Below are 18,033 nucleotides of genomic sequence, written 5' to 3' on the forward strand. Positions count from 1 at the left end.
AGAACATCTTTCAAAAGCCCCATTTCCAATAGTAGTCACAGAGTTAGGAATGCTAACCGATGTCAAGGTATTACACTCTTGAAAAGCGTTCTCTCCAATAGCAGTCACAATATAGTTTTTTGAATTATAAGTTACTGTTTCTGGTATTTCTGCTGCTCCAGTAAAATTAAGGTTTCTAGTTACCTTAACAGTAAAGGGAGCTGTTGAAGAAGTAACAGTATAATTTATACGGTTTGCTGTAAAAGTTTGTGCTATTCCTAAAAAAGGAATTAAAATAAAAAATAATAATTTTTTCATGTCTTTGTTTTAATTATTGTATAATGATTGTTTTTGTTGCCTTACCTTGGTTTGTTATTACTTCTACAAAATAATTGCCTTTTGCAAAGCTTGAAATATTTATTTCTGAATGATTAGTTGTTTTGATTAACTGGCCTAATGTGTTGTAAAAATTTACTTTTTCTAATTGTAAGCCCTCTTGTAAGACTATGTTTAAAATTTCTGAAACAGGGTTTGGGTATATTTTTAAAGCACTTTCTATTGCAAATGAATGATTAGAAAGTAAATTAGCAGAAATAGGGCTGAAATTTCTCCAAACCGCGGCTGCCTGATAAACGGCTTGAGTACCAGTAGGAACAGTTAAAGCACAGTTTGACTGAGTAACATTACCGAAGACATCTGCATTAATAGCTAAAGGCATTGTAATGTAACATTTTACTGTGGTTAAACGTTTACAATTATAAAAAGCAGCATTTTCAATAGTGGTCACAGAATTAGGAATGGTAACCGATGTTAAGCGACTACAATTAGAAAAAGCATAGCCTCTAATAGTAGTCACGGTATTAGGAATGGTAACTGATACTAAACGACTACAATTAGAAAAAGTATGATCTCCTATAAAAGTAACAGAATTAGGAATGGTAACCGATGTCAAACTATTACAATTATAAAAAGCACTATCTCCTATAAAAGTAACAGAATTAGGAATGGTAATAGATGTTAAACTGGTACAATCTCTAAAAGCAGACTTATCAATATAAGTCATAGAATTAGGGATTATAACCGATGTTAAGCTAGAACATTCATTAAAGGCATCAATTCCAATAGCAGTCACGGAATTTCCAATCGTAAGCGATTTTAAGCGAGAACATTTGTTAAAAGCACGATCTCCAATAGCGGTTACAGAATCAGGGATTGTAACCGATGTTAAACCAGTGCAAGAACTAAATGAATTATGTCCAATTTGAGTAACAGAATTAGGAATTATAACCGATGTTAAGCCAGCACAACCACTAAAAGCAGAGTTTGCAATATAAGTTACAGAGTTAGGGATTGTAACCGATGTTAGACCAATACAATTATTAAATGTTTCAATTTCAATAGTAGTCACACGATTAGGAATGGTAACAGATGTTAGGCGAGAGCACATGTTAAAAGCATACCTTCCAATAGAAGTTGCAGAATTAGGAATAGTAACCGATGTTAAATTATTGCAATGTTCAAAAGCAGATTCTCCAATAGCAGTCACGGCGTAGTTTTCCGAATTATAAGCTACTGTTTCTGGTATTTCTGCTGCTCCAGTAAAATTAGCGTTTCTAGCTACCTTAACAGTAAAAGGAGCTGTTGAAGAAGTAACAGTATATTTTATGCCGTTTGCTGTAAAATCTTGTGCTATTCCTAAAAAAGGAATTAAAATAAAAAATAATAATTTTTTCATGTTTTTTGTTTTTAATTAAAAAATTATGGGGTTTACAAAAATAAGCTAGATTTAGAATAAATACAAATAATACTTTGTTTTTTTGAGATTGGTCTTTAAGTAGGTGTTGTTTCTATATGCCTACAATTGTCTGGTTTTGCTGTTCTTTTTGTTGTTTTTTAGCCGTTGTATTTGGCTTTGCAAACGATTAATTAGGTGCTAAAATTCATTAAAATATTGGTTAATATTCTTTTTTTATTTAGAAGCTTTTTTTATATAATGTTATGAATAGAAAAAGGTTAGCCGTTTGAAGCTAACCTTTTATTGTATAAAATATTTTTTTAAAATTACTGAACAATAATTGTTTTTGTTGCCTTACCTTGATTTGTCATTACTTCTACAAAATAATTGCCTTTTGCAAAGCTTGAAATATTTATTTCTGAATGATTAGTTGTTTTGATTAACTGCCCTAATGTGTTGTAAAAATTCACTTTTTCTAATTGTAAGCCCTCTTGTAAAGCTATGTTTAAAATTTCTGAAACAGGGTTTGGGTATATTTTTAGATTACTTTTTATCGCAAATGAATTGCTAGATAAAAAACCACCAGTAATAGGGCTAAAATCTTGCCAAATTTCCGTTGCCTGATAAACGGCTTCAGTACCCGCAGGTACATTTAAGGTACATGCTGATTGATTAGTATCTCCAAAAACATTAGGATTAATAACTAATGGCGTTGTAGTGTGACAATTTATTGTAGTTAGACTAGGACAAAGATTAAAAGCATAATCTCCAATAGAGGTCACAGAATTAGGAATCGTAACTGTTTTTAGAGCAGCACAGTTGAAAAAAGCATTATGTTTAATAGTAGTTACAGAATTAGGAATGGTAATCGATGTTAAACCCGCACAAGCACCAAAAGCGGCGATTCCAATAGTGGTCACAGAATTAGGAATGGTAACCGATGTTAAGCCAGTACAAGCATTAAACGCAAAATCTCCAATAGAGGTTACAGCATCTCCAATACGAATCGATGTTAAACCAGTACAATTGAGTAAAGCAGAAACTCCAATAGAGGTTACAGCATTTCCAATACGAATCGATGTTAAACGAATGCAATCTTCAAAAGCATAATTTACAATATCAGTCACGGCGTAGTTTTCTGAATTATAAGCTACTGTTTCTGGTATTTCTGCTACTCCAGTAAAACCAGGATTCTTAGCCACGCTAACTGTAAAAGGGGCTACCGAAGAAGTAACATTATAATTTATACCATTTGCTGTAAAATCTTGTGCTATTCCTAAAAAAGGAATTAAAATAAAAAATAATAATTTTTTCATGTCTTTGTTTTTAATTATTGTACGATGATTGTTTTTGTTGCCTTACCTTGGTTTGTCATTACTTCTACAAAATAAATGCCTTTTGCAAAGCTTGAAATATTTATTTCTGAATGATTAGTTGTTTTTATTAACTGCCCTAATGTGTTGTAAAAATTCACTTTTTGTAATTGTAAGTTTTCTTGTAAGGCTATGTTTAAAATCTCTGAAACTGGGTTTGGGTATATTTTTAGATTACTTTCTATCGCAAATGAATGATTAGAAAGTAAACTGCCAGAAATAGGACTAAAATCTTTCCAAACAGCCGCTGCCTGATAAGCTGCTTCAGTACCAGCAGGAACATTTAAAGCACAGTTTGATTGATTGACTTGCTTAAAAACATTTGAGTTAATAATTAAAGGCTCTGTAATGTGGCAATTTATTGTGGTTAAACCAGTACATTTTCTAAAAGCATGTTTTCTAATGTCAGTTACTGAATTAGGAATGTTAACAGATGTTAAACCAGAACAAGAATCAAAAGCGCTCTCTTCAATCGAAATTACAGAATTAGGAATCGTAATTGATGTTAAACTAGAACATTTATAAAGAACATCCTTTCCAATAGCAGTCAAAGCATTAGGAATCGTAATTGATGTTAAACCAGTACACTGAAAAAAAGTAGCCTCTCCGATAGAAGTCACAGAATTAGGAATCGTAACCGATGTTAACCGATTGCAATATGCAAAAGCATAATCTCTTATGGAAGTCACAGTATAGTTTTCTGAATTATAAGCTACTGTTTCTGGTATTTCCGCTACTCCAGTAAAACCAGGATTCTTATCGACGCTAACTGTAAAAGGGGCTACCGAAGAAGTAATGGTATAATTTATACCATTTGCTGTAAAATCTTGTGCTATTCCTAAAAAAGGAATTAAAATAAAAAATAATAATTTTTTCATGTCTTTGTTTTTAATTATTGTACGATGATTGTTTTTGTTGCCTTACCTTGGTTTGTCATTACTTCTACAAAATAAATGCCTTTTGCAAAGCTTGAAATATTTATTTCTGAATGATTAGTTGTTTTTATTAACTGGCCTAATGTGTTGTAAAAATTCACTTTTTGTAATTGTAAGTTTTCTTGCAAGGCTATGTTTAAAATCTCTGAAACTGGATTTGGGTATATTTTTAGATTACTTTCTATCGCAAATGAATGATTAGAAAGTAAACTGCCAGAAATAGGACTAAAATCTTTCCAAACAGCCGCTGCCTGATAAGCTGCTTCAGTACCAGCAGGAACATTTAAAGCACATATTGATTTGTCAAGATTATGGAAGGCATTTTCATTAATAACTAAAGGTATTGTAGCGTAGCTATTTACTGTGGTTAAACTAGTACAATTCATAAAAGTATAATCCCCTATAGATGTCACGGCATTAGGAATAGTAACCGATATCAAACCGCTACACATAGAAAAAGCGCCATCTCCAATAGAAGTTACAAAATTAGGAATGGTAACTGATGTCAAACCGCTACACATAGAAAAAGCTTGATTTGCAATAGAAGTCACAGAACTAGGAATGGTAAGCGATGTTAAACCAAAACAGCCAAAAAAAGCTAAACTTCCAATGGAAGCAACAGAATTTCCAATAGTAAGCGATGTTAAACTCGAACCAATAAAAGCAGAGTTGCCAATAGAAATAACAGAATTGCCAATCGTAACAGATGTTAAAGCAACACAATTATTAAAAGCAGACTCTCCAACAGAAGTCACGGCATCTCCAATACTAACCGATGTCAAATTATAATTACCTTTAAACGCTTCGTCTGCAATAGCAGTCACAGCATAGTTTTCTGAATTATAAACGACTGTTTCTGGTATTACTGCATCTCCAGAAAAACGAGTGTTGCTAGCAACACTAGCAGTAAAAGGAGCTGTTGAAGAAGTAATAGTATAATTTATTCCGTTTTCTGTAAAATCTTGCGCTATTCCTAGAAAAGGCATTAAAATGATAAATAATAATTTTCTCATGTTTTTGTTTTTAATTATTGTACGATGATTGTTTTTGTTACTTTGCCTTGGTTTGTCATTATTTCTACAAAATAATTGCCTTTCGCAAAGCTTGAAACGTTTATTCCTGAATGATTAGTTGTTTTTATTAACTGCCCTAATGTGTTGTAAAAATTTACTTTTTCTAATTGTAAGTCTTCTTGCAAGGCTATGTTTAAAATTTCTGAAACAGGGTTTGGGTATATTTTTAAAGCGCTTTCTATTGCAAATGAATGATTAGAAAGTAAACTGCCAGAAATAGGGCTAAAATCTTTCCAAACAGCCGCTGCCTGATAAGCCGCTTCAGTACCGGCAGGAACATTTAAAGCACATGTTGATTTATTAACCTTACGGAAGGTAGTTACATTAATAGCTAAAGGTGTTGTAATGTAGCAATTTACCGTAGTTAAACTAGAACAATTATTAAAAGCATAACCCCCAATGTGAGTCACAGAATTAGGAATGGTAACCGATGTTAAATTAGTACAACGAGAAAACGCGAAGGCGTCAATAAAACTTACAGAATTAGGAAAGGTAACTGATGTTAATCCGGTACAAGAAGCAAAAGCAGAATTCCTAATAGCAGTAACGGAATCAGGAATCGTAATAGATGTTAATCTAGAACAATTATTAAAAGCGAAACGTTCAATAGAATTAACAGAATTTCCAATCGTAACCGTTGTCAGATTAGTAGAATCTCTAAAAGCATCCCTTTCAATAGAAGTAATAAAATTTCCAATGGTAACAGACGTTAAGCCAGAACAACTCTTAAAAGCAGAAGCGGTAATAGCAGTCACAGCATAATTTTCTGAATTGTAAGCTACTGTTTCTGGTATTACTGCAACTCCAGAAAAACGAGTATTGTCAGATACACTAACTGTAAAAGGAGCTACTGAAGAAGTAACAGTATAATTTATGCCGTTTGCTGTAAAGTTTTGCGCTATTCCTAAAAAAGGCATTAAAATGACAAATAATAATTTTCTCATGTTTTTGTTTTTAATTATTGTACGATGATTGTTTTTGTTGCCTTACCTTGGTTTGTCATTACTTCTACAAAATAATTTCCTTTCGCAAAGCTTGAAATGTTTATTTCTGAGTGATTAGTTGTTTTTATTAACTGCCCTAATGTGTTGTAAAAATTTACTTTTTCTAATTGTAAGCCCTCTTGTAAGGCTATGTTTAAAATTTCTGAAACTGGGTTTGGGTATATTTTTAGATTACTTTCTATTGCAAATGAATGATTAGAAAGTAAACTGCCATAAATAAGGTTAAAATCTTTCCAAACAGCCGCTGCCTGATAAGCCGCTTCAGTACCGGCAGGAACATTTAAAGCACATGTTGATTTATTAACCTTACGGAAGGTAGTTACATTAATAACTAAAGGTGTTGTGATCTGACAATTTACGGTGCTTAAACTAGTACAGTCATAAAAAGCACCAACTCCAATATCAGTCACCGAATTAGGAATGGTAACCGATGTCAAACTTGTACAAAAATAAAAGCAATGACTTCCAATAGTAGTCAAAGCATTAGGAAAGGTAACAGATGTTAAACCAAGGCATTCGCTAAAAGCTTTCTTTCCAATAACAGTCACAGAATTAGGAATTGTAATTGATATTAAACCTGTACAGAAGGAAAAAGTCCCTTCTTCAATAGAAGTTACAGAATTAGGAATGCTAATCGATATTAATCTCTCACAACTATAAAAAGCAAACTTTCCAATAGCAGTTACAGAATTAGGAATAGTAACCGATGTTAGCGGAGAACCATTAAAAGCGTTGCCCCTAATAGCAGTCACAGCATAATTTTCTGAATTGTATACTACTATTTCTGGTATTTCCGCTACTCCAGTAAAACGAGTGTTGTTAGCGACGCTAACAGTAAGAGGAACTGTTGAAGAAGTAACAGTATAATTTATGCCGTTTGCTGTAAAATTTTGCGCTATTCCTAGAAAAGGCATTAAAATGATAAATAATAATTTTCTCATGTTTTTTGTTTTTAATTAGACTAATTATAAATAATACAAATTTAAAATATTAATTAAAGTAAATGCAAATAAGATTTGGTTTTTTTAAACTATTGTAAAATCCTGTTTAAAGGCATATTAAAAATGCGTTACAAATAAAAAATATGTTAATACAAAACCAAATTCGCAATCAGGTTGTGTAGTTGTAAATATTCGTAAAAAGCACGGTTTTTTAGTATAGCTAGAACAAACGACCATCTGTTCTTAGATGAACTAATATGAAATCATATCTTTTTAATTTTATAAACACTGCAATATTTGGTAGGTATTTTGTTATTCGAGGAACGAGGAATCTCCTAATCTAAATCACATGATAAAATTTTTCTATTCCTCACAATAGCAAATCGAGTATTTGTTATTCCAAATAAATACAATAATAAAAGCCAAATAATATCTCGTTTGTCTGTTTTTGATGAATGAGGCTAAAAAAAATATTTTTCTCTTTATTAATTTTTCAAGACAGTAATAAAATAGAAGGCTTTCTGATGTTTGACTTTTTAACTTGCGGTTTTGGGTAATAGTTTTAAAAAATTGTAAATTTGCATTATGCGTAAAACTGAACTTATTCCTCGAATTCTAGAAAATAAAGACTGGGTAACGGTCTTATTTCTCCTTGCTTTTGCATTGCTTGTTGTAACTAAAACCGCTTTCGAAAATCGTTTTAGAGATTTTGTAAATTTATTAATTAATGACAAATATTTAAAAATATACAAGGATAGTAGCAACTTGATGAGTTGGTTTACAATACTTTTATTTGTTGTTCAGCTTATTTCGATGTCGTTTTTCTTACAATTGGTTTTAAGCTATTTTGGCTATACGACCAAAACAAATTGGATCACATTTATACAAATATTTACTTTCTTAAGCTTTTTTATACTATCTAAATTCTTGATCGAGAAGATTATTGCAACCTCATTTGATATAGAAAATTTTATAGAACAGTTTAATTTGTTCAAAGTAAGCTATAGAACTTATATAGGATTACTATTGTTGCCAGTTGATATTATCATGTATTATACAAATATTATGAATACTTATGCTATAATTGGTATTATGGTTATTTTATTGATGATTAATGCAATAACTTATTTAGTTTCATTAAAAAATTATCAAAAATTATTATTAAGTAAGTTGTTTTATTTTATTTTATATATTTGCGCACTCGAAATCGCGCCCTATTACTTTATGTATTATATTATTACAAAAAGCTAGTGCATTAGAAAATGTTTAATATGAAAGTGAAAACAATTTTAGTTTCACAACCTGAACCAAAGGTTGAAAACTCTCCTTATTTTGAGTTACAAAATAAGCACAAGGTTAAAATTGATTTCAGACCGTTTATTCATGTGGAAGGCGTCTTGGCAAAAGATGTTCGTACACAAAAGATAGATTTGAACAATTTTACGGCTATTATTCTAACCAGTAAAAACTCGGTAGACCATTTTTTTAGAGTGGCAGAAGAAATGCGTTATAAAGTACCTGAGGATTTGAAATATTTTTGCCAATCTGAAGCGGTGGCATTTTATCTTCAAAAATACGTTGTGTACAGAAAACGTAAAATATACGTGGGACAAAAAGATTTTGTAGATATGTCTACTTTATTTAAAAAATACAAAGACGAAAAATATCTTTTGCCCTCCTCAGACCAGCTTAATGCAGATATTACCCAGACTCTAAACAACTTAAAAGTCGATTGGATTGCGGGAACATTTTATAAAACAGTCATGAGTGACTTGTCTGATCTAAAAGATGTTTACTACGATGTGTTAGCCTTTTTTAGTCCAACAGGTATAAAATCATTGTTTAAAAACTTCCCAAATTTCGAACAAAAAGATACTAGAATTGCTGTTTTTGGAAGCACAACTCAAAAAGAAGCATTAGAACATGGTTTACGAATAGATATTTTGGCACCAACACCAGAAACACCATCTATGACTATGGCTTTAGAAAAATATGTTGCAGAAGCAAACAAAGGAAAATAATGAAAAAAAACATCTGCCTTGGTAGATGTTTTTTATTTTTATATTTACAGCCCTAAAAAAAACACATGAATACATTAATAAACCCAAACGGATTTATTGCAACAATAATAGATAATAAAACCGCAACAATTACTTTTAGCCACCCTGCCAGCAATTCTTTTCCTAGCAATTTATTAAAAGATTTAACAAGAGAGTTTAATGCCTTAAGCCAAAACGAATCTGTTTCGGTAATCATACTAAAAAGCGAAGGTAATGGTGCTTTTTGTGCAGGCGCTTCTTTTGATGAGTTGCTTTCTATAACTAATTATAATGACGGTAAACTTTTTTTTAGTGGTTTTGCAAATGTGATTAATGCGATGAGAACTTGTCAAAAAATAATTATTGGGCGCGTGCAAGGCAAAGCCGTTGGGGGAGGAGTAGGTCTTGCTTCTGCTTGCGATTATGTTTTTGCTACCAATAGCGCTTCGGTAAAATTATCTGAAATTGCTATAGGAATAGGACCTTTTGTAATAGAACCCGCAGTTTCCAGAAAAATAGGAAAAACTGCCATGTCGCAACTTACATTGGCAGCCCATGATTGGAAAACCGCTCAATGGGCTTTTGAAAACGGACTATATTCAGAGATTTTTACTTCGGCAGAAAATTTAGACTCAGAATTAATGGTTTTTGCTTCTAAATTAGCCTCTTATAATCCAGAAGCTTTGCAAGAAATGAAGAAGGTTTTTTGGGAAAAAACGGCACATTGGGATACTTTATTATACGAAAGAGCTGGCATTTCAGGGCAATTAGTTTTGTCAGATTTTACTAAAAACGCCTTGAGTGCATTTAAGAAGTAAAAAAAGGTTAGATGCTTTCTAGTTCTCAAATTATAAGCACGCAAGAAGAACTTTTTAAAAATAAGTTTCTAACTATTCGAAATTAGGTTTTTTTCTATTGTTCTTAATTTCCGAAATGTTTTTCTTATCCTTTATCCTTTTTCTAATTACAGATTTAGGAATTCTAGTCGCTTTTCTAATTTTAGGTACGATTAAAGCATTTTTGAGCAATTCTAGAAATCTTTTGGTAACAATAGCCTTGTTTTTTAGTTGGCTTCGGTCTTCATCGCAATTTAAAATTAGTATGTTTTCTGAGGTTAGTCTAGAGGATAATTTTACTAAAATTAATTCTTTTTCTTCTTCCGAAAGCGCCTGAGAGTTCTGTAAATCGAAACTTAAGACAACTTTACTCGATACCTTATTTACATTCTGACCACCAGCGCCAGAACTTCGTACGGCTTTATAAGTTAATTCAGTTTTTATTTTTTCTGATTCCATTATTTTGGTTGGTGTGTAGGTTTTAGTAAATCGTTTACTGTTTTTACAGGATTGAAAGTAATAAGTGGTACTTCTACAAAAACGGTTAGCCAATTTGCCATGGCACCGTTCCATAAACCAGGTAATTCGTAGGCTTTATAACTTGTTCCGTTTTTGTTTTTTTCGACTATAAACCCACTTTTTTCATCTATAAATTGGAGTAAGTTAAATTTGTTGCCCTGATAGTTTTTAATACTACAAACAATATCAACTGGATTAAAATGAGTTGCTAGCTGAAATATTTGCATTTGTTTTTTGTCTTGCAAATCTATTTGAGAACCCTCTATAATTTGCAACGAAATTTCTCCATTTGTGTCTAGAACCCAAAAAGGCCCCCCGCCAGGTTCGTTTTCGTTTTTTACCATTCCGCAAACACGAATAGGCTTATTAAATAGTTCTTTTATGTAAATTATTTTATCATTATATGTAAGTTGGTTAAAGTGATTTGGAATCACAATATTGAGCTTCTTTTCTGCGAAAAAAATAATTTCTTCAATTTCTTTTTTGGAAACTAAATTAGCATCAATAGTCTTTAAATATGCAAAAATCTGGTTTTGTAACTGTATTAAAATGCCTGCTAGTGCCTTTTTGTAAAGCGCAATGGTTTTAATGTGGTTTTGAATTACATTGTCTATATTTTTAATGAAAATAAGATCAGCATCTATAGTATTTAGATTTTCGATTAAAGATCCATGTCCGCCGGGTCTAAAGACTAATTTTTTGTTTTCATCACGAAAAGGATTGTTCTGAAAATCGACAGCAAGCGTGTCTGTTTTCTCGTTTTGATAAGAAAAAGTAATGTTTATTTTAGTATGATTGTCTAATTCTATTTTACTTTTTACGATAGATAAAATATGCTCAAATTGTTGTTGATGTTCTTTTGAAACGGTAAAATGCAAATTAGAAATTCCGTTTGATGAAGCATAAAAAGTGCTTTCATTTAGGTGTTCTTCAATAGGGGTGGCAATATGATTTTTGTATTGATGAAAAGGCAAAATTCCTTTTGGTTTGTTGCCAAAATTGAAGTTTTCGGAATTAATTAAAAATTTTATAAAATAGTAGTTTTTCTTATCTGTAGTCCAAGTGTCAATGTTAGGGAAAGTTGCTTCGAGTTTTTTGTTTATAGCTTCGAAGAAAGGAAATTTTTCCATTCCTGTTAAAAAAACAGTTAGACTTGTTGCCTTGTTTTTATTAATATATCCGTTTATGGTATCTGTTTCAACATCAAAATCATTTAAAAATTCATTCAAAAACTGAAACATTCTACTTGCTGCTCCAGATGCTGGAATAAATTTTTCTAGTTTTAAAACAGATTTTATTTCGTCAAAAAAAACAGCCTTTTCTTTATATTCGTTTTGCGATAGTTTCCAAATTCCGTTTTGTAAAGTGGCGGGACTTTGTAACGTGATTTTTGGAATTCCTTTTGTTAAAAGTTCTCGTTGTTTTTCGAGATTGTTTAACGGGATTCCATGTTTGTGTATTTGCACAAAATCATGGGAAGAAAAGCCCATTTTTTTTGCATAAATTAAATCATTTATTATTAAGATTGCTTTTTCTAGTCGTTGTTTTTTGTTGCCTGAAATTTTTATGTAAGGCTTATTATTTTCGATTAATGAATTTTCGAAAACAGTAAAAAATTTATCTCTATTTTCCTGACTGTCTCTTAGGTCATCTTTTTCGAAAGGCAAATCGATGTCTGTTAAGAAAAACAAATCGTATTGGTGTTCTGCTGCCGCTTTGTTTATAATTGGGTTACAAAAGCCGTAATACGCTTCAGAATATACTTTTGTAACCAACAAATTTGTATCGCAAAAAAGGAATTTATTGGCTTTTAGTAAAGCTTCATTTTCTGATTTTGTTTGTCCTATGGCGATAGGAAGTAAATCTTCGGCTAGGCAAGTATTACCTGTTTTGTCTAGTTTTTCTTGGAGATAATTACGGGCAAATTCAGGAATCCAAACGGTATCAAAATGTTTGGCAAGTTGTTTTGTTAGCGTTGTTTTTCCTGTACTTTCAGGTCCAAATACGGTTATTTTTATGATGTTACTTTGTTGCTGTTTAAGATTTTCTTCCATTCTAAATAGCCAAAAACGGCAATAATTGTAAATATTATATACTGAAAACTTGTAAATGTATATCCTTTTGCGAAATACAAAGGGATTGAGATTAGATCGCCTAGAATCCAGAAAAGCCAATTCTCAATTTTTCTTTTGGCCATGAGCCACATTCCAACAAAGAATATAGCTGTTAGAAAGGTGTCTATGTAAGAATACCAATTGGTAAATTTGCCAAAATAAATATACACAATAATAACAAAAATGAGCGTTAAAACAAAAATAATAAGCCCTATTATTTTCTCTTTATTTGTGATTACCGAAATAGGGAATTCTTGCGCATCTTCCTTTTTTCGAGTCCAATGGTACCAGCCGTATATACTCATGATAAAATAATAGCCATTTATCATCGAATCTCCCAATAAATCCCATTGCCATAATAAATAAGCATATATAAATGTGCTAATTAATCCAGTAGGGAAAACCCAAATGTTGTTCTTTTTTGCACACCAAACGCTCGATAACCCAAAGAATATTGCCACTAGCTCAAGAACAATTTCGTAAGTTGGATAATTTTTATATTGCGAAAAAAGGGATTCTATCATTTGTAGTATTAGAGGTTTTGGTTAAAAAAATTCGAATTATTTTCAAAAGCAGTGCCTATAACTACTAAATCGGCACCAGTGTTATGGGCTTTTTTAATGTCGCTAAGATCCCTAATGCCGCCACCCACAATTAAAGGAATGTTGATATTTTGGGAAACCAATGCAATGATTTCTTTTGAAACAGAAATTTTTGCCCCACTTCCTGCTTCTAAATAAATGAGTTTTTTGCCTAACATTTCGCCAGCCTGCGCTGTTTGAAGGATATATTCTGGCTTGTTTCTTGGCAAAGGTTTTGTTTTGCTTACGAGTGCTACGGCGGTTTCTGAACCACTTTCTATGAGAATATAACCAGTTGAAATGATTTCGAGATTGGTTTTATTTAAAATTGGAACTGCATTTACCTGATGTTCTATCAGATAATCCGAGTTTCTTCCTGATATTAAAGATAAAAATAAAATCGCATCTGCTTTGTCTGATATTTGTGACGGATTTCCTGGGAAAAGTACAATGGGCAAAGCGCAAATTTTCTTAATTTCCGAAAGCAATTGGTCAAGAATATTATTCTCGACAAGGCTTCCGCCAACAAAAATATGGGTTGCTGGCGATTGATTAATTTTTTCGATTAATTGCTGAATATTCTCTAGATCGATTTTGTCGGGATCTAAAAGAATAGCAAGTAACTTTTTGTTTTCTGCTTTTGCTTTTAAGATTTGATTGTAAATGGTACTCATTTTTTTGGGTCTAATTCTCGAATGCGTAAACTAAAGTATAGTTTAGGCTGTTGTCAGCGTTTATTTCTTCAAAAAATATATCGAAAGACGCTATGGTATTGTTAAAAGACAATTGTGCCGTTGCTTTTTTGTCTGATAATAAAAAAGGATTTTCGAAAATATGGTCGGGAAAACTAATTCCTTTTTCATTTTTAATTTTGAAGATAGACTCTTTAATACCCCACACAACAGTGGCTTTTCTAATTTTTTCGGAAACAGATAAGCCTTCTAGATGGGAAATATTCATAAACCTAGAGGCAATTTTTAAGACTTTTTCTTTAGCCAATTCGATGTCAATTCCTATAGGTTTGTCGCTTATTGCAATAGTAGAAAATTGAGAAGAATGAGATATTGAAATAAATTTATTGTCTTTTAGATGTGGTTTTCCTTCTTGATTATAATGCAAGTCAGTGTCAGCATAACCTGCTTCTTGCAATAGTTTGCGAACACTCAAGAAACCGCGTTGGTGCATTTCGGATTTCATTGTGTTTAACCTGATGAGGTTGATGTCGTTTAAAACAACTTGGTCGAACAAATCTTCGAAGGTTTCTTCTATTTTCCAAATATAAATTTTAGTCGATGAATTGGGTGTGATGATTTTATGTAAAGGCATGTTATGTACTTGATTTTTAGCCCCGATTGCAACGGAAATCCTTTTTGTTTTTTCTTTAAAAACAAAAAGATTGAAGTGTAAAGCGGGAATAGCTTCTGAAAAATATTAATTTATTGGTCTGTAAATTAAGTTGTTAAACAATGTATAAATATTCCTGAAATTCGTTTTTTTATAAACTTATTACGTAAATTTGCAAAAATTTTATAATACAAATATACTATAAATATGAGTACAGCGACTATGCCTTATGTGGCTTTCAAAGTAAAAGACATTTCTCTAGCGGCTTGGGGAAGAAAAGAAATTGAATTGGCTGAAGCCGAAATGCCAGGTTTGATGGCACTTCGTGCGGAATATAAAAACGAACAACCACTTGCTGGTGCTCGTATTGCAGGTTGTTTGCACATGACAATACAAACTGCGGTTTTAATTGAAACTTTAATTGCTCTTGGTGCTGAGGTTACTTGGTCTTCTTGTAATATTTTTTCTACACAGGATCAGGCCGCTGCTGCAATTGCTGCTGCTGGAATTCAGGTGTATGCTTGGAAAGGTTTGAATGAGCCTGATTTTGACTGGTGTATCGAACAAACACTTTTCTTTGGTGAAGACAGAAAACCATTGAACATGATTCTTGATGATGGTGGAGATTTAACGAATATGGTTATAGACCGTTACCCTCATTTGGTTGAAGGTATCAAAGGATTGTCTGAAGAGACTACAACTGGAGTTCACCGTTTATACGAAAGAGTAAAAGCTGGAACATTGCCAATGCCTGCTATTAACGTAAATGACTCGGTTACTAAATCGAAATTTGACAATAAATACGGTTGTAAAGAATCTGCTGTTGATGCCGTTCGTCGTGCTACTGATATTATGTTGGCCGGAAAAAGAGTAGTCGTTTGTGGTTATGGTGATGTGGGAAAAGGTACTGCTGCTTCTTTTAGAGGTGCTGGATCTATTGTTACAGTTACTGAAATTGACCCAATTTGTGCGCTTCAAGCGGCAATGGACGGTTTTGAAGTTAAAAAATTAAACACAGTTGTTGGTAATGCTGATATCATCATTACAACTACTGGAAATAAAGACATCGTTCTAGGTTCTCATTTCGAACAAATGAAAGACAAAACTATCGTTTGTAACATTGGTCACTTTGATAACGAAATTGATATGGCTTGGTTGAACAAAAACCACGGTGCATCAAAAATCGAAATTAAACCACAAGTAGACAAATATACGATTGCAGGAAAAGACATTCTTATCCTTGCAGAAGGTCGTTTGGTAAACTTAGGTTGCGCTACGGGTCACCCAAGTTTTGTGATGAGTAACTCATTTACAAACCAAACTCTAGCTCAAATTGAATTATGGAAAAACAGCGCAGCATACAATAATGATGTGTATATGTTGCCTAAACATTTAGATGAAAAAGTGGCTTTCTTGCACCTTGCAAAATTAGGTGTCGAATTGGAAGTTTTACGTGACGACCAAGCAGCTTATATTGGTGTTGGTGTAGATGGACCTTTTAAACCAGAATATTACAGATACTAAACCTTGTCTAGATTTCTGAAATGATAAAAATAGTGACTAAAAATTTAATTTTTTAGTCACTATTTTTTTTTATTTTTTGATTTGGATAAATTGTATTTACTTTCTGCCAATTATTAAATATAACCAAAAATCACTAATCTTCGATATTTTTTTCTTCCGTAATCGGAGTGGTATTTGTTGGCTGAGAACCATTTAATAAGTTTAGCATTTCTTGTTCTCCTTCTTCTTTCTGAATATGGCTACGACGCACGATTTCTTCTATTTGATCCTGAAAAGCATTCAATTCGATATTCAAATCGGTAATCAAAGTGACTACTTTTTTTTCAGGAATTCTATCTAGATTTATAAAAGTATGTAAGGCTTTTACTTTTGTAATTATTGCCATTAACCTACTTTTTATTTGTGGTTTGCTAATCCTTTCAGGAATTGTATTGTTTAGGGTTTCTACTTTTAGAACCAAACTTTTTGTTTTTCGCTGAAAAGCACCAATTGTACCTTTTGGTTTTTGGTATAATTCTGATGTAAATAATCGCCAATCGCTCCAATTGTTTGTAATAGCTTGTGCTTCTGGTGTTAAATTTAGAGGCACAAAATTCCATGTTTTATTAATGCTGCTAAAAACCAATTCTTTTTCTTTTAAGGCTTTGGCAATTTGCCTTTCGTGGGTGTTATTATCATTATTGTCCTTGCAACCCGTAAGTAAAATGGTCATTAACAAATAAAGTAAAAAAATATATCTCATACTAAAAAATTTAACTAAAAAGCAAATGTAGTTATTTTTGGTTTTTGGTTTGCCAAAGTGTTAAAGATGTTAACGCTATATTTTACGAAAACATTATATTTGTACTTCAAGAAACAAAAATGGAGACGAAAATATTAATTATAGGTGCTTGCGGACAAATAGGAACCGAGCTAACGAACAAATTACGAACAATTTACGGCAAAGAAAATGTTATTGCTTCCGATATTAGAAAGCTAAATACAGATATTGTAAATGAAGGAATGTTTGAAGTAGTAAATGCTTTAGATTACAACCAGATTGAACATTTGTTAGAGAAACATCAAATTACAGATGTTTATTTGATGGCAGCATTGCTATCGGCAACAGCCGAAAAAAATCCTGCATTTGCTTGGGATTTAAATATGAATTCCCTTTTTCATGTTTTAAATTTAGCAAAAGCAGGAAAAATAAAGAAAATATTTTGGCCATCTAGTATTGCTGTTTTTGGTCCCACAACACCACGCGAAAACACACCACAGTACACCATTATGGAGCCGAGTACAGTTTACGGAATTAGCAAACAAACTGGAGAGCGCTGGTGCGAATATTACTACAAACAATATGGTGTTGATGTGAGAAGCATCAGATATCCTGGGCTAATTAGTTGGAGCACACCTCCAGGTGGTGGCACGACAGATTATGCAGTAGATATATACCACAAAGCCATTACCGACGGGAAATTTACCTCGTTTTTATCCGAAAACACAGGTTTGCCAATGATGTATATGGACGATGCTATAAAAGCAACGGTGGGTATCATGCAGGCAGATGTCGATAAAATTAAAATTCGTTCTTCCTACAATTTGTCGGCCATGAGTTTTACACCTGCCGAAATTGCCGAAGAAATTAAAAAACACTTTCCTGATTTTACTATCGATTATGAGCCAGATTTCCGCCAGAAGATTGCCGACTCTTGGCCAGCCAGTATAGATGACAATGAGGCCAGAAAAGATTGGGGCTGGAAAAATGATTTTGATATGAAAAACATGACTGTGGAAATGATTAGTAAGTTAAAGCAAAACGTTTACTAGTTTTTAATTGTTGTTTTAACGAAGGATAGAACTCTTTTTTTGTGGTCTAATGGCTAAAAGAAAAGAGTTTTATCCTTTTTTTTTGAATCGCTTTTTTAGATTGTCTAGTTCGATTAAGTCCAAGACATCATGATTTTGCAAATTTTGGGTTTGCATTTTATGTGTTGTTTTTAGTTATACCAAATTAGCTTTAAAAACACTGGAATATTTATTGAGGATATTGT

At 32.3% G+C, this 18,033-nt stretch carries 18 protein-coding genes; 5 read left to right on the forward strand and 13 right to left on the reverse strand.

The features are described 5' to 3' along the window. The 7 genes from B0A57_RS12355 to B0A57_RS00510 all read right to left on the reverse strand — a co-directional run. Positions 1-297: leucine-rich repeat protein (locus B0A57_RS12355; RefSeq protein WP_243389176.1), on the reverse strand; the 297-nt coding region annotated here is incomplete at its 3' end. A 13-nt stretch (positions 298-310) separates the two neighbouring features. After that, a complete protein-coding gene (locus B0A57_RS00485) occupies positions 311-1,714 on the reverse strand; it encodes a leucine-rich repeat domain-containing protein (protein ID WP_038465876.1) in 1,404 nt (467 codons plus the stop codon). 326 nt (positions 1,715-2,040) lie between these two features. After that, on the reverse strand, positions 2,041-3,030 hold the full coding sequence (locus B0A57_RS00490) for a leucine-rich repeat domain-containing protein (protein WP_038465879.1): 990 nt from the start codon (positions 3,028-3,030) through the stop codon (positions 2,041-2,043). A gap of 14 nt (positions 3,031-3,044) precedes the next feature. Continuing rightward, positions 3,045-3,965, reverse strand: a complete 921-nt coding sequence (locus B0A57_RS00495; protein WP_052079071.1) for a leucine-rich repeat domain-containing protein — start codon at positions 3,963-3,965, stop codon at positions 3,045-3,047. 14 nt (positions 3,966-3,979) lie between these two features. Continuing rightward, on the reverse strand, positions 3,980-5,035 hold the full coding sequence (locus B0A57_RS00500; RefSeq protein WP_038465882.1) for a leucine-rich repeat domain-containing protein: 1,056 nt from the start codon (positions 5,033-5,035) through the stop codon (positions 3,980-3,982). A 14-nt stretch (positions 5,036-5,049) separates the two neighbouring features. Next, positions 5,050-6,039 (reverse strand): leucine-rich repeat domain-containing protein, encoded by a 990-nt coding sequence (locus B0A57_RS00505; protein WP_074460277.1) that lies wholly within the window; start codon positions 6,037-6,039, stop codon positions 5,050-5,052. A gap of 14 nt (positions 6,040-6,053) precedes the next feature. Further along, complete coding sequence (locus B0A57_RS00510) at positions 6,054-7,040, reverse strand: leucine-rich repeat domain-containing protein (protein WP_038465885.1); 987 nt, start codon at positions 7,038-7,040, stop codon at positions 6,054-6,056. Positions 7,041-7,625: 585 nt separating this feature from the next. On the opposite strand from B0A57_RS00510, the gene B0A57_RS00515 reads away from it, so the two are divergent. The 3 genes from B0A57_RS00515 to B0A57_RS00525 all read left to right on the forward strand — a co-directional run bounded on the left by B0A57_RS00515 (position 7,626) and on the right by B0A57_RS00525 (position 9,897). Further along, complete coding sequence (locus B0A57_RS00515; protein ID WP_011962358.1) at positions 7,626-8,291, forward strand: DUF4271 domain-containing protein; 666 nt, start codon at positions 7,626-7,628, stop codon at positions 8,289-8,291. A 20-nt stretch (positions 8,292-8,311) separates the two neighbouring features. Then, positions 8,312-9,061 (forward strand): uroporphyrinogen-III synthase, encoded by a 750-nt coding sequence (locus B0A57_RS00520; protein ID WP_011962359.1) that lies wholly within the window; start codon positions 8,312-8,314, stop codon positions 9,059-9,061. Positions 9,062-9,126: 65 nt separating this feature from the next. Then, positions 9,127-9,897 carry an enoyl-CoA hydratase/isomerase family protein gene (locus B0A57_RS00525; RefSeq protein ID WP_011962360.1) on the forward strand — a complete coding sequence of 257 codons (771 nt, stop codon included), beginning with the start codon at positions 9,127-9,129 and terminating at the stop codon, positions 9,895-9,897. Positions 9,898-9,969: 72 nt separating this feature from the next. Here the strand turns inward: B0A57_RS00525 and arfB are convergent, their stop codons facing one another. The 5 genes from arfB to B0A57_RS00550 are packed head-to-tail and all read right to left on the reverse strand — an operon-like array spanning position 9,970 to position 14,455. After that, positions 9,970-10,374 (reverse strand): alternative ribosome rescue aminoacyl-tRNA hydrolase ArfB, encoded by a 405-nt coding sequence (arfB, locus tag B0A57_RS00530; RefSeq protein ID WP_011962361.1) that lies wholly within the window; start codon positions 10,372-10,374, stop codon positions 9,970-9,972. After that, on the reverse strand, positions 10,374-12,488 hold the full coding sequence (locus B0A57_RS00535) for a DUF4301 family protein (RefSeq protein ID WP_011962362.1): 2,115 nt from the start codon (positions 12,486-12,488) through the stop codon (positions 10,374-10,376). Before B0A57_RS00535 ends, arfB begins: the two co-directional genes overlap by 1 nt. Beyond that, positions 12,449-13,081: a nicotinamide riboside transporter PnuC gene (gene pnuC / locus B0A57_RS00540; protein WP_034097333.1), complete on the reverse strand. Its 633-nt coding sequence runs from the start codon at positions 13,079-13,081 to the stop codon at positions 12,449-12,451. The genes B0A57_RS00535 and pnuC overlap by 40 nt, the downstream gene beginning before the upstream one ends. Next, entirely contained in the window at positions 13,081-13,803 is a 723-nt protein-coding gene (locus tag B0A57_RS00545; RefSeq protein ID WP_011962364.1) for a phosphoglycerol geranylgeranyltransferase, read from the reverse strand. The genes pnuC and B0A57_RS00545 overlap by 1 nt, the downstream gene beginning before the upstream one ends. Positions 13,804-13,813: 10 nt before the next feature. Beyond that, positions 13,814-14,455, reverse strand: a complete 642-nt coding sequence (locus B0A57_RS00550; RefSeq protein ID WP_034097335.1) for a 4'-phosphopantetheinyl transferase family protein — start codon at positions 14,453-14,455, stop codon at positions 13,814-13,816. Positions 14,456-14,680: 225 nt separating this feature from the next. Between B0A57_RS00550 and ahcY the strand changes: the two genes are divergently transcribed. Then, the gene (gene ahcY / locus B0A57_RS00555) at positions 14,681-15,997 is read left to right on the forward strand and encodes an adenosylhomocysteinase (protein ID WP_011962366.1); all 1,317 of its coding nucleotides are present in this window, start codon (positions 14,681-14,683) and stop codon (positions 15,995-15,997) included. 133 nt (positions 15,998-16,130) lie between these two features. On the opposite strand, the gene B0A57_RS00560 is transcribed toward ahcY, so the two are convergent. Then, complete coding sequence (locus B0A57_RS00560) at positions 16,131-16,739, reverse strand: hypothetical protein (RefSeq protein ID WP_034097337.1); 609 nt, start codon at positions 16,737-16,739, stop codon at positions 16,131-16,133. Between the two features lie 119 nt (positions 16,740-16,858). Between B0A57_RS00560 and B0A57_RS00565 the strand changes: the two genes are divergently transcribed. Then, positions 16,859-17,809 (forward strand): L-threonine 3-dehydrogenase, encoded by a 951-nt coding sequence (locus tag B0A57_RS00565; protein WP_034097396.1) that lies wholly within the window; start codon positions 16,859-16,861, stop codon positions 17,807-17,809. Positions 17,810-18,033: the final 224 nt, after the last annotated feature.

Origin of the sequence: Flavobacterium psychrophilum DSM 3660 = ATCC 49418, from assembly GCF_002217405.1 — a bacterium.
Lineage (GTDB): Bacteria > Bacteroidota > Bacteroidia > Flavobacteriales > Flavobacteriaceae > Flavobacterium > Flavobacterium psychrophilum.